Genomic DNA, 12,590 nt, shown 5'->3' with positions numbered 1-12,590 from the left:
CTAAAGTTTGTATTTTATATATTGTAAAAGCAATTACTATCTAATTCTAAAACTTATAGGCAATATTCCATGCAAATCCCATATTAAATTTTGAAGAACTTCTTCCAAATCCAGGAACAATCATCGGCGAGATATCATCCTGTTTGGAAGTATATATCAAATATCTCGGCTGAAGATTTACGTCAATATAAAAGTTCGAAGTGAACAGCTGTACTCTCCCGCCTATAGTTCCTTCCAGCCAAAAAGAAGACTGTGATGAGGAAGGAAATGCCTCAAAAGAATTACTGCCGCCAAATCCACGAACCGGAACTGCCATATACTCCTGGTTATAGAATGATCCTGCCACTTTTCCTCCGGCATAAAATCCATTGAATTCATTTTCCGAATCTTTTGCGAGCATGTAGAACGCTCCTAACTTAACGAAAGGACCGCTTGCTTTTGCATCATACCCATTTTTCTGATATACGTTCTTTTCAAAACCTGCTTCCGCAATGGCGTGAACATTTCCTCTGATTTTTGAAGAAATAAACCCCTGGTATAGTTTTCTGTCTGAAAAGAAACCGGCTCCGGTATTTAACACATCAAGGCCAACCATAAAATTGGGTTCATATTTTTCATGAACCTTTTTCTCTGCTTCCTTTTTTTTGTCCTGTGCCCAGCTTATTATTCCAAATAAACTAAAAAGAAAGGTAAAGATTAGTCTTGTCTTCATTCTCTATTTGATTTTGTCCGATTTCCACTTTCTGAACAGGGTTCGGAGTTACTAATTCTGAGGTTAAATTCTCATAATACTTTTTGATGCCACATCCTGGAGAGACATAGGTTGACTTTGTGGTATAATTAACCCTTACTTTAGATTCTGCTCCTTTAAGCCTAACTTTGAAATAAATATCTGTATAAGGCGAGTTATCCACACGCAGAGGAATCAGCCGGGAATCAATTTGTGCAAGTTTCCCCAGATCCACTTTTCCGGCACCATAATCTACTGCTACGTATAGTGTATCCACCGTCACTTCCTTTCCCGTTGACAGTGATTTGAAAGCCACCTTCATTCTGGGAGTTCCTTCTCCGCTTTCGCAGATATCATCATCTCCTCCACAGGAAAAAAGCATTCCTAAAAAGCAGATGGCTATAAGAAATTTAAAGTACTTCATATTAAGATTTGAGATCAAATTTAAATAAATTTATTTTTTAATCAGCAAAGCAATGTTCTCCACATGGTGTGTCTGAGGGAACATATCTACCGGCAGGATCTTTACTAAAGTATAATGATCTTTCATCAAAGCAAGATCTCTAGCCTGAGTAGCAGAATTACAGCTTACATAAACTACTTTTTCCGGTGAAAGTTTTAAGATCTGTTCTACTACTTTTTGATGCATTCCGTCTCTTGGCGGGTCTGTGATCAAAACATCTGCTTTAGGATGGTTCGCCATGAATTCATCATTGAAAATATCTTTCATATCTCCGCAATAGAATGTTGTATTTGTAAGTCCGTTTAATGCGGCATGTTCTATAGCTGCATCTATTGCTTCCTGTACAGATTCTATCCCTATAACCTGTTTTGCGTTTCTTGCCACATACTGCGCGATGGTTCCTGTTCCAGTATAAAGATCATACACCACTTCATCTCCTTTCAGATCTGCAAATTCAAGGGTTTTTCTGTATAATTCCAGTGCCTGCTTGTAGTTGGTCTGGAAGAAAGATTTCGGTCCGATCTTAAACTTCAGCCCATCCATTTCTTCCATGAGATAACCTTCTCCGAAATAGATATTGATATTTAAATCATAAATAGAATCATTCTGCTTTGGGTTGATAGCATATACCAGTGTTTTAATCTGCGGGAATTTTTCTAATAAGAATCCGAAAAGTTTTTCTCTGTTTTCTTTTTCTTCTCTGTACAACTGGAAAAGAACCATCCATTCTCCTTTTGAATTCTGTCTCATCATTAAGGTTCTTAAAAACCCTTCCTGATTTCTTACATCAAAAAAGTCCAGTCCGTTATTCACTCCATATTCCTTTACGGCCAGCCGGATAGCATTGGAAGGATCTTCCTGCAGGAAACATTCTTTCAGATCAAGAATTTTGCTCCACATTCCAGGGATATGAAAACCTAAGGCATCTTTGCTTCCGAAATTTTCTTCGGAGCTGATTTCATATTGGGTAAGCCATCTCGCATTTGAGAAAGAAAACTCCATTTTATTTCTGTAAAAATACTGCTCTTCAGATCCAAGAATTGGTACGGTTTCGAAGTTTTCAATGCCTCCGATTCTTTTGATATTGTTATAGACTTCTTCCTGTTTAAAATCAAGCTGCTTTTCATAGCTCATATTCTGCCATTTGCAGCCTCCGCAGGTTCCGAAGTGAATACATTTTGGCTCTACCCTGTAAGGTGATTTTTCCAGTACTTCTACTGCTTCACCTTCAAAATATTTAGACTTTGCTTTTTTCACTCTTACATTCACAATGTCGCCCGGAATTGCTCCTGTTACCATCACTGCTTTTCCTTCCTCTGTCTTTCCTATTGCCACGCCTTTTGCTCCGGCAGTCAACAGCTTTATATTTTCAAGAACTAAATCTCTTTTTTTCTTCCTACTCATTCTAAAATTTTCTATTTTCCTGATTGAAACTCTTACGTTCCAGTTTGCAAAAATACAATAAAAAAAACCTTATCCGAAGATAAGGTTTCTATACGGTGTTAAAGTTTATTATTTTGTTGGAGCCGGCTGTGGATTTGCTGGCTGTGGAGCCTGCTGCTGAGCTGCAGAAGGATCTATCTGAAGCTGTGGCTGCATCTGAACGTTTGGTGCAACTTTAGGAGCAGAAAGACCAGTTTGCTTATCAAGAATTGTTACCAATTCCTGCTCACCAAGATTCACGAATGATCTGCTGGCAATTTTACCGTCTTTGTCAATGATTACAAAGCAAGGCAGTTTAAATCCGTACACTCCGTATTTTTTAGCGATATCAGAGTTAAGACCTCCTTCTCCGTAAACATTCACCCCCTGAATTCCTTTTAGAAGAGAATTGCTTGTTTTAATGAACTGATCTTTAGTATCATCTACGTTTACAAATACAAAGTTCATTTTAGACTTGTAAAAGTTTACCACTTCTTTTAATACAGGTACCGTAGCTTCGCTGATGTAAGGATTCCATGAAGCGTAGAAGAAAAGCATATAGGGTTTTCCTTTATTTTCAGAAAGGTTATAAGATTTTCCGTCTTGTTTTGCTAAAGCCGCTTCAGGTGCCGGATCTCCGATTTTAAGACCAGTAATGGCAACCTGCATTTTTAAAAGATCACTTTTAATGGTAGCATCTTTAATATCTGAATCAATGATTTTTTTAATTTTATCAATGTTGGCCGGTGTTGTTGTAGGATGAATATCAGCCTGGGCCATTACAAATGCCAAAAGATAGTCTTTAGCAGTCTGAGATAAATCTTTTTTTGTTTTTAAATACTGAGCGAACATCTCAGAAGTTGTAATTCCTGTTTTTCCTTTGCTGTTTGCTTCTGCATATTTCTGGAAATCCGGAGTCATTTTAACAAGAAGGTACTGTCTGTAAAGAGGGATTGACTTAACCATCGCATCTTTATCTGTTTCCAATTGGGTTTCATAGTCTTTGAAAGCCTTAGAAGCTTTGTAAGATGGATTCCCAGCCATTGGGCCGTGAGACATTTCATAGTTCGCAAGCAGGTTAAGAATGGTCACTTTGATATCATTTTTCTTCCATTCAAGAAGTCCCTTGCTTGGGTTGTTTTTCTTTGCTAATTCGTCTACATTTTTATTAATATCAGCTTCTACTTTATGCATTCCTTTTAAAAATGCAGCTTCGTCTCCGCTCATTAATCCAGCCAGGTTAACCTTGCTTCCGTAATCTGCGAGAAACTTCATACTTGCTGTAAGGAAGTCGTTATTCTTTTTAGCATCTCCGGTAATTACATATTCATTTGGGAAAGTAGTTCCGTTACCTGAAATATTTACTTTTTGTCCTCCTTCCAGATAGATCAGATTCTGTCTTCCTGCATAGTTGATGACGTACATTCCATCTTTAGGCGCTTCAAAGCTACCAGAAAAATTTCCGTCTTTATCTAAACCTATATTAATCAAAGGCAGGGTTCCAACTCCAGAAGCTTCTACAAATTCTATTCTTTCTAATGGTGAGCTTCCAGTAATTTTTCCTTTTACTTCTACTTTTTTTGAACAAGACATCACAAAAGCTGTGATGATAAACAATAAAAGATATTTTTTCATTTCAATTTTTAATATTACACAAAAATACGCTTTTTAGGGCTTGCTAATTCACACTAATTATTTTTTTTGAAAATTTTATTACTGCCTTTCAGAAGGGACATACTGACTGTTTTAATGATCTCTTTCTGAAGGGCATGCTGTATTTGAAAGTTTAAAAAAAACGATTCAACTACCCTTCAAATATATACTTATTAAATAAAGAATGACGAAGAACGATCAATAAGTTAACAAACTTTAACAGGCTTATGTCTTTCACAAAAAAATCGCCTCCATAAATGAAGGCGATTTTTTATGTATTTAAATCAATTCTATCCTTGATCTACAAGAGCAGCCATATATTCTCTGTTCATTCTCGCGATGTTTTCAAGAGAAATTCCTTTCGGACATTCTACTTCACATGCTCCGGTATTTGAACAGTTTCCGAATCCTTCTTCATCCATAGCCTTCACCATGTTCAGAACTCTTCTCTTAGCTTCTACTCTACCTTGTGGAAGTAAGGCATACTGAGAAACCTTAGCTCCTACAAACAGCATTGCAGATCCGTTTTTACATGTAGCCACACAAGCTCCACATCCGATACAAGCAGCCGCATCCATTGCTTTGTCTGCATCTTCTTTAGGAACCGGAATTGCGTTAGCATCCAGAGTATTACCTGATGTATTTACAGAAATAAATCCTCCTGCTGCCATTACTCTGTCAAAAGCGCTTCTGTCTACCATCAAATCTTTGATAACAGGGAAAGCGGCACTTCTCCAAGGTTCAATAACGATCGTTTCTCCATCTTTGAACATTCTCATGTGAAGCTGGCAGGTAGTAATTCCTGTATCCGGCCCGTGGGCTCTACCATTGATGTAAAGTGAACACATCCCGCAGATTCCTTCACGGCAGTCGTGATCAAAAGCGATAGGTTCTTTACCTTCGTTAATTAAATTTTCGTTCAGAATATCCAGCATCTCCAGGAATGAAGAGTCTGTAGATACATCTGATATTTTGTAGGTCTCAAACTGACCTTTAGATTTATTATTTTTTTGTCTCCAAATTTTCAGCGTAAGATGTAGGCCTTTTTTTGCACTCATAATGTTATATTTATAGGTTGGAGATTATTTGTAACTTCTAGTTTTAACCTCGATGTTCTCGTATATCAGCTCTTCTTTATGCAACACTTCTGCGTTGATATCGTTACCCTGATATTCCCAAGCTCCGACGTATTTGTAGTTTACGTCATCTCTTTCCGCTTCACCATCCGGAGTGGAATGGTCTTCACGGAAATGCCCACCACAAGATTCATTTCTGTGTAGTGCATCGATAGCCATCAATTGTCCAAGCTCAAGGAAGTCTGCCACTCTGAATGCTTTTTCAAGCTCAGTGTTCATCCCTTCTCCTTCACCAGGTACTTTTACGTTTTTCCAGAAGTCATTTCTTACTTCTTCAATTTCTCTGATCGCTTCTCTTAACCCTTCAGGAGTTCTTCCCATACCTACTTTGTTCCACATAATGTGTCCCAGTTTTTTATGGAAGTGGTCTACTGAATGAGTTCCTTTGTTGTTTAGGAAGAAATCGATTTTCTCTTTAATTCCTTTTTCAGCTTCGTCAAAGGCCGCTGAATTGGTAGGAATAGCTCCTGTTCTGATATCTGCAGAAAGATAGTCAGCAATGGTATAAGGAAGTACGAAATATCCGTCAGCAAGACCCTGCATCAATGCAGAAGCTCCCAATCTGTTGGCTCCGTGATCAGAGAAGTTAGCCTCACCAATTACGAAACATCCAGGGATTGTAGACTGAAGGTTATAATCAACCCAAACCCCACCCATTGTATAGTGAACGGCAGGATAGATCTTCATTGGAGTTTTGTAAGGGTCATCTGCTGTAATTTTTTCGTACATTACGAATAAGTTACCGTATTTCTCCTCAACCCAGCTCTTACCCAGATCATAGATCTGCTGATCTGTTGGATTATGAATATGTTTTTCGATAGCGGCTTCTTTACCTTTCTTCATGATCTCTGTAGAGAAATCAAGGTAAACCCCTTCCTGAGTATCATTATTTTCGATTCCGTATCCGGCGTCACATCTTTCCTTAGCTGCTCTTGAAGCAACGTCTCTTGGTACAAGGTTACCGAATGCAGGATATCTTCTTTCCAAATAATAATCTCTGTCTTCTTCTTTAATATTTTCAGGTCTTAATTTACCTTCTCTGATGGCTACTGAATCTTCAATCTTTTTAGGAACCCAGATTCTTCCTGAGTTTCTTAATGATTCAGACATCAAAGTCAGTTTAGACTGCTGTGTTCCGTGAACAGGAATACAAGTCGGGTGAATCTGTACGTAGCAAGGGTTTGCGAAGTAAGCTCCTTTCTTGTGAATTTTCCATGCTGCAGAAACGTTTGATCCCATTGCATTGGTAGAAAGGAAGTATACATTTCCGTATCCTCCTGAAGCAATAACTACTGCGTGGGCTGAATGTCTTTCAATCTCACCTGTTACAAGGTTTCTTGCAATAATTCCTCTTGCTTTTCCATCTACAATAACAAGGTCAAGCATTTCGTGACGGTTGTACATTTTGATTCTACCTTTACCGATCTGACGGCTCATTGCAGAATAAGCACCTAATAACAACTGCTGTCCGGTCTGTCCTTTTGCGTAGAAAGTTCTTTTTACCTGAACTCCACCAAAAGAACGGTTATCTAACTGACCTCCGTAATCTCTACCAAAAGGAACCCCCTGGGAAACACACTGGTCAATAATGTTGGCAGAAACTTCAGCTAATCTGTAAACATTAGCCTCTCTTGCTCTGTAGTCACCACCTTTAATGGTATCATAGAATAATCTGTATGTAGAGTCACCGTCTCCCTGATAGTTCTTCGCTGCGTTGATCCCTCCCTGAGCGGCAATAGAGTGTGCTCTTCTTGGAGAATCCTGGTAGCAGAATGCTTTTACGTTATATCCCTGCTCAGCTAATGTAGCTGCTGCAGAACCACCTGCCAAACCTGTACCTACAACAATAATATCAATCTTATCTCTGTTGTTTGGTGCAACAAGGTTCATATGGTCTTTATGATTTTTCCATTTATCCTTTAAAGGACCTGCTGGAATTTTTGAATCTAATCTACTCATATTAGTATATTGATATTATTGAGTTACAAAGTGAAAAATTGCGATAAAAATAAATCCTGCAGGAATAAGGATTGAATACCATTTCCCGAAAGCTTTGATTACCGGTGTATATTTTGGATGTCTTGCTCCGATAGACTGAAATGAAGACTGGAATCCGTGAGCCAGGTGTAATCCTAATAAAACAAAAGCAATTACATACAGAGCTACTCTCCACATATCAGCAAACTTCTCATGAAGTTCCGGCCAGAAACGTTCTGCATCAGGAGTAAGTCCTTCAACATACTTATAATTAATTTCATGTAACCAGAAATCATAAAAGTGAAGCACTAAAAAAGCTAAAACCACAGCCCCTGAAATAATCATATTTCTGGACATCCATGAAGAGTTCACAGAAGGGTTGTTTGATGCGTACTTGATAGGACGCGCTTTATTATTCTTGATCTCCAGAACAAATCCCATAATGAAATGGAAAATTACTGCAAAACCAAGAATAGGCTGCATTAAGAACTGCACAAAAGGATTATAGCCCATAAAGTCGGATGCCGTATTGAATGCATCACGATTCAGAACTGATAACAAATTGGTCGTCAAATGCAGTATAAGAAAAATCAGCAAAAATAGAGCTGATAATGCCATAGCATATTTTCTACCTATCGTAGAACTCGTTAAACCTGCCATATAAGTTTAAATTTGAATTTCTACAAAATTAAGAAAGTTTAACAATATCGAAAAGTGAGAAATCTCACAATTAGGCAGTTTGTAATGTTTCTAAATAAGAATTTTATACATTATAAATACACGAAAACATATAAATTATACAGCATTACTTGAGATTATAAATCCGGCCTCTGAAAACGACTTTTTTAGTAAAGGAAGAGAAAGATTTTATTTCAAAATGATCTACTCTTCTTGCCGCACAATAGGGATTGATTATATACTTTATAATTTTCGCTTCATTCCTGCCATCCGAAACCCAAAAGCCTGCTCTGCTTCCCGTTTTCACAGAAAAAACACGGCTCTTACCATAGGTGTAAACCAATATTTCTTCTTTCTGATTTTCAAAGACATTACTTCCTGTTCTTATCATCAAAAATACCACTAAAGCCATCGTTAACCTCATCGAACTTTTAAAATCAAATTTTAAAATAACAGGTCTTAATAAATAGACAGCCGCAGAAATAGAAAGCACTTCCCATCCGTTCATGGGAATGTTCTCAAAGAATAAAAAGTCTGCCTCCGCAAACCAATGAATTATTTTTAACAGAATCTGAATAACAAAATCATACCCTTTATTCATAAGCTCAAAATCAATTCCGGATGCAATAAAGCCTGTCATAATAAATGAGAATACGATAATTATCTCGGAAAAAGGAACAATAACAAAATTGGCAATGATAGAAATGAAAGAAAACTGATGAAAATAATACAGCACCAGCGGAAGTGTAGCCAGCTGAGCCGATACAGATAGGGTAATGGTACTGAAAAGTAGTTTTTTAAGATAATGATCCTGTTTTGGGAAATATTTCAGTAAAGGCTGATTCAGCCAATAGATCCCCAAAACTGCCAAAAAACTAAGCTGAAATCCTACATCAAAAATCTGCTGGGTATCTCCAATCAAAATAAAAAAAGCCGACAAAGCCAATGAATGAAGCAGATCCGGTTTCCGCTGAAGCAGCACAAAAATAAAATAGACACTCAACATGATACATGACCGCAGAACAGAGTTTCCAAACCCGATAAAAGCAGCAAACAGCCAGATAAATACTAAACTTACAATCACTGCATATTTTCTCCATTTTATAGGAGTAAAACGAATCAGAAAAAAGTAAAACATTCCAAAAATAACCACTATATGCGTTCCTGAAATCGCCAGAAAATGAACCAGCCCGGACTTATTGAAATCCTGAACCGTACCCGCATCAAGCTCTGTTCTGTCTGCCAGGATGATTCCTTTTAGAAATTCTTTTGTTTTTCCTGAAATTTTTATCTGATCAATTTTCTGAAGAACTGTAAGTCTATACTGTCGTAACTGATCTGCCAGCTTCACATCGTTTCGTTCTTCAGCTACTATTTCCTTTGAAATATAAATCTGATAACTAATGCCTTTTCTCTTCAGATACTGAACATAGTTAAACTGAAAATCATATTGAGGAGCCTTTGGTTTTGCCACAAAAGCTTCTGCTTTGTAATAATGAATAAAATCCAGCTCTTTGAAAGCTGCAGGAACATACAAAACAGAATTAAAAGTGGTTTTTCCTGCCTGTACAATTCCTTCATATTTTTTATATTTTGCGGTAGAATTTAATTTCTGCGAAATTTTAAAAATAACGGTTTCTTTTTTATCTGAAATATGATCCCCGTTCGCTGCAGAAGTATTATAATAGTGGAGAATAATTCCTGTTCCAAAAAATAAAAGGACAAGCAAAATAACTTTGACTTTATGCAGAAAATACGAATGAAAGCAGATGGCAGTGAGTAAAACTAAGCACAGTACAATCGGTGAGTAAAGCGCAGTACCTGACAATACAACCTTATCCTGAAAAAGAATTCCAAGAATAAAAAGTAGTACCAGAATAAAAAGAGGCTGCTTTTGCAATTTCAATTAATTATTCGGGAAAAATAGATAATTACTCCTTAAATCCCCTCCTCTTTAACAACCAAATATCAATTCAAAATACAAAAAAAAGGATTAATAGAGAACCTGATTTTTTACTATGTAAAACCCATTGATATAAAAAACGAAAGTCTGAAGTTTTAATTTCAGACTTTATTATAGTTGTTCTTTATGCTTTATTTTTTGAGGAGGTTTTCTATCAGCTTACTCTGTATTTCCATAAGCTTAGCAATCTGTTCCTGGTTTTTCAGAATGCTCTCTAATAATTCCGGAGACTGCATATTGAAAACAGGATTATATTGATTAACAGCGGCAACAGCATGATCACTAAATTCATTATTTGTCATGATATTATTAGCACTATCATTAAGCAGCTCATTAATATCAACCTCTAATTCTTTTGCTATTTTGTTCAGCAGTAAAGAGTTGGGAATATTTTTATCAGACTCTATATTGGAAATGGTAGTCTGTGTAGTATCTAAGCGCACCGCCAGATCTTCCTGAGACCAGTTTCTGGCTTCCCTGTATTGTTTTACTCTTGTACCTATGCTCATTTTAAAAGAATTTTTATCAAAAATATAAAAATTCTTATGATGTAGGATGGCGGAAAAATATATTTTTGCATAAAATCACACCGATGTGATAAAATTTGTATATTCAACATCTAAAAAACAGAAATCGTATGATGAAAAAAACAACCCATTGGTTGCTGGTGCTGGCAATCATAACGTCTTCCTTTTCCTCCTGTATTCATGATGAAACCTCATCTGTTTCTGAGGCCTCTATTCTATCAAAGGAATACACCTCAAAAACTCTTTGGAAAGAGGACGAAAAATACATTAAAAATGTAAAGAAAATATTTGAGACCTATTCAGATCCCAATTATGTTAAAGCCAGGCATGGTGAAGTCGCCTGGAATTATGCTACAACAGCAGGTGAAGAAAGCTTCCTTGAAGTTCCTGTGATAAAAGACGGGAAGGTAAATTTTACTCTTGTAGTAAAAAGAGAAGAAGATAAAGTCTTTTTCAAAATCGATCCTAATGAAAAGTCCAAAAAGTTTTTTGATCTATTGGTTTTTAAAAACAGGGAAAATCTTTCCGGAACATTTAAAGAAAACTCAGGAACCGCTCAAAGTAAGAACAGCTGTGTCACCATCTATAAAACAGTTACCTGGACAGATACTGTAACCGGAGCCGTTTTGCAGGTTGATCATTTTGTAGAAATGCATTGCTCACCAGCAGGACCTTATTTGGAGTGTATGGATATGTCACCAGATTCACAATGTGGTGGCGGAAGCGGCGGTGACGGCGGAAGCGGCGGAGGTGGCGGAGGTGGATACCAATATCCTGACGCTCATGATAACACTCCATGTATAAGAACACAGAATAGACTTTTGCAACCTACTTCACAGTTAAAAATAAATGAGTTAAAACAACAGTCAACTCTTGGAGGTGAAAAGGGAGTCAAATTTATGCTGGATGGAACACCTTCACCAACGATAACAGGAGGGAAACATAGTGTTAACTTCGGAGATAAAACAGGATATGCCGGAGGATATCATAACCACACCCCTACAGGAATACCTATGTTTTCACCTGCAGATATTGATCAGTTATTAGGTTTTGCAAGAGCCCAACCTACCTCAACTAATACTCCAGGCAATGCTTATTTAGGAGTAGTAGCTCCTAATGGTATGCATTATGTAATGAATTTTAACGGAACTTATCAAGATGCGTTAACTAATTTTTCACAAGAAGAGTTAAATAAATTCACAAAAAAATATATAGAGATTGAGTCTAATTTAACAGATTTTGGCAAGAATGGAAATACTTATATTAATTCCGACGGAACAATCAATAATCTGGGAGTGGAAATATTATTTTTTGAAACTTTAAAAAAAATGGGGTTAAGCGGAAAAATCATTTTACAAAGGATAGAACTTGATAACACAATACAAAATATCGAAATAAATACAAATAATCAATTAATTACAACATCCTGTTAATAGTTTAATATTATAAAGTAAAAACATGAAAACAACGAATACAAAAAAAATGATACTCTTCTTATCATTTTTCATCTATTTCTTTTCTTGCAAAGGTCAGCAATTACCCTTAAATACTGACTTAAAAAATATTCCAACAAATGCTTATGTAAAGGATCTAAATAATGAACTAACACCATATTTAGGAACTTATAAAGCAATATTTCAAGGAAATGAAATCATTTTATATGTTACAAAAGCTGAAAATAAATTAGTTGATTATGGAGATCAAAAGTTTTACAGAGATGCATTAATAATTAAATATATTATTAAAAACTCTTCTGGCACAATACTTCAGGATACTAAAAACAATACTTCTAAAATAGAGTTATTTAGTATTGGAACAAGACCTTATCAAAATTCTATAATATTTTCGTACAGTGGCACTAATTGTAATGTTGGCTGGGGGAAAGTTATTTTAAAAAAATTAAATGACAATCAAATTATTTGGGAATATCGCCCCAATGATATTATCATAGATGATGCTAAGTGTCCCCCAGGAACAGACATAAACATTTACCTACCAGAGACAAAAGATTTAATTTTTACTAAGCAATAATTATAAACCG

11 protein-coding genes are annotated in these 12,590 nt (G+C 36.3%); 2 read left to right on the top strand and 9 right to left on the bottom strand.

Annotated elements, in window-relative coordinates:
• Positions 1-46: 46 nt before the first annotated feature.
• The 9 genes from BLW74_RS00770 to BLW74_RS00730 form a co-directional block, all read right to left on the bottom strand.
• Positions 47-712, bottom strand: coding sequence for a DUF6048 family protein (locus BLW74_RS00770; protein WP_089689581.1), 666 nt, complete (start codon positions 710-712; stop codon positions 47-49).
• Complete coding sequence (locus BLW74_RS00765) at positions 678-1,154, bottom strand: DUF6452 family protein (RefSeq protein WP_089689580.1); 477 nt, start codon at positions 1,152-1,154, stop codon at positions 678-680. Before BLW74_RS00765 ends, BLW74_RS00770 begins: the two co-directional genes overlap by 35 nt.
• 30 nt (positions 1,155-1,184) lie before the next feature.
• Positions 1,185-2,597 (bottom strand): 23S rRNA (uracil(1939)-C(5))-methyltransferase RlmD, encoded by a 1,413-nt coding sequence (rlmD, locus tag BLW74_RS00760; RefSeq protein ID WP_089689579.1) that lies wholly within the window; start codon positions 2,595-2,597, stop codon positions 1,185-1,187.
• A 108-nt stretch (positions 2,598-2,705) separates the two neighbouring features.
• The gene (locus tag BLW74_RS00755; protein WP_089689578.1) at positions 2,706-4,250 is read right to left on the bottom strand and encodes a TlpA family protein disulfide reductase; all 1,545 of its coding nucleotides are present in this window, start codon (positions 4,248-4,250) and stop codon (positions 2,706-2,708) included.
• Positions 4,251-4,558: 308 nt separating this feature from the next.
• Positions 4,559-5,326: a succinate dehydrogenase/fumarate reductase iron-sulfur subunit gene (locus BLW74_RS00750; protein ID WP_065399437.1), complete on the bottom strand. Its 768-nt coding sequence runs from the start codon at positions 5,324-5,326 to the stop codon at positions 4,559-4,561.
• Positions 5,327-5,350: 24 nt separating this feature from the next.
• Complete coding sequence (locus tag BLW74_RS00745; protein WP_089689577.1) at positions 5,351-7,363, bottom strand: fumarate reductase/succinate dehydrogenase flavoprotein subunit; 2,013 nt, start codon at positions 7,361-7,363, stop codon at positions 5,351-5,353.
• 15 nt (positions 7,364-7,378) lie between these two features.
• On the bottom strand, positions 7,379-8,041 hold the full coding sequence (locus tag BLW74_RS00740; RefSeq protein WP_089689576.1) for a succinate dehydrogenase cytochrome b subunit: 663 nt from the start codon (positions 8,039-8,041) through the stop codon (positions 7,379-7,381).
• 145 nt (positions 8,042-8,186) lie between these two features.
• Positions 8,187-9,959 (bottom strand): ComEC/Rec2 family competence protein, encoded by a 1,773-nt coding sequence (locus tag BLW74_RS00735; RefSeq protein ID WP_228424718.1) that lies wholly within the window; start codon positions 9,957-9,959, stop codon positions 8,187-8,189.
• 194 nt (positions 9,960-10,153) lie between these two features.
• Positions 10,154-10,531, bottom strand: coding sequence for a helix-turn-helix domain-containing protein (locus tag BLW74_RS00730; RefSeq protein ID WP_089689574.1), 378 nt, complete (start codon positions 10,529-10,531; stop codon positions 10,154-10,156).
• 128 nt (positions 10,532-10,659) lie between these two features.
• Between BLW74_RS00730 and BLW74_RS00725 the strand changes: the two genes are divergently transcribed.
• Together BLW74_RS00725 and BLW74_RS00720 are read left to right on the top strand one after the other, a co-directional pair.
• Positions 10,660-11,982, top strand: a complete 1,323-nt coding sequence (locus BLW74_RS00725) for a hypothetical protein (RefSeq protein ID WP_089689573.1) — start codon at positions 10,660-10,662, stop codon at positions 11,980-11,982.
• A 25-nt stretch (positions 11,983-12,007) separates the two neighbouring features.
• The gene (locus BLW74_RS00720; RefSeq protein WP_089689572.1) at positions 12,008-12,580 is read left to right on the top strand and encodes a DUF6705 family protein; all 573 of its coding nucleotides are present in this window, start codon (positions 12,008-12,010) and stop codon (positions 12,578-12,580) included.
• Positions 12,581-12,590: the final 10 nt, after the last annotated feature.

The organism is Chryseobacterium culicis, assembly GCF_900108365.1.
GTDB lineage: Bacteria > Bacteroidota > Bacteroidia > Flavobacteriales > Weeksellaceae > Chryseobacterium > Chryseobacterium culicis.
The sequence above is the reverse complement of the archived record's forward strand: the minus strand, read 5'-3'. Positions and strand labels throughout refer to the sequence as shown.

Excerpts from the sequence above, each read along its gene's own strand:
- BLW74_RS00720 (WP_089689572.1), top strand. The coding sequence starts at position 12,008 with ATGAAAACAACGAATACAAAAAAAATGATACTCTTCTTATCATTTTTC.
- BLW74_RS00725 (WP_089689573.1), top strand. The coding sequence starts at position 10,660 with ATGATGAAAAAAACAACCCATTGGTTGCTGGTGCTGGCAATCATAACG.
- BLW74_RS00765 (WP_089689580.1), bottom strand. The coding sequence starts at position 1,154 with ATGAAGTACTTTAAATTTCTTATAGCCATCTGCTTTTTAGGAATGCTT.
- BLW74_RS00730 (WP_089689574.1), bottom strand. The coding sequence starts at position 10,531 with ATGAGCATAGGTACAAGAGTAAAACAATACAGGGAAGCCAGAAACTGG.
- BLW74_RS00755 (WP_089689578.1), bottom strand. The coding sequence starts at position 4,250 with ATGAAAAAATATCTTTTATTGTTTATCATCACAGCTTTTGTGATGTCT.
- BLW74_RS00745 (WP_089689577.1), bottom strand. The coding sequence starts at position 7,363 with ATGAGTAGATTAGATTCAAAAATTCCAGCAGGTCCTTTAAAGGATAAA.
- rlmD (WP_089689579.1), bottom strand. The coding sequence starts at position 2,597 with ATGAGTAGGAAGAAAAAAAGAGATTTAGTTCTTGAAAATATAAAGCTG.
- BLW74_RS00740 (WP_089689576.1), bottom strand. The coding sequence starts at position 8,041 with ATGGCAGGTTTAACGAGTTCTACGATAGGTAGAAAATATGCTATGGCA.
- BLW74_RS00750 (WP_065399437.1), bottom strand. The coding sequence starts at position 5,326 with ATGAGTGCAAAAAAAGGCCTACATCTTACGCTGAAAATTTGGAGACAA.
- BLW74_RS00770 (WP_089689581.1), bottom strand. The coding sequence starts at position 712 with ATGAAGACAAGACTAATCTTTACCTTTCTTTTTAGTTTATTTGGAATA.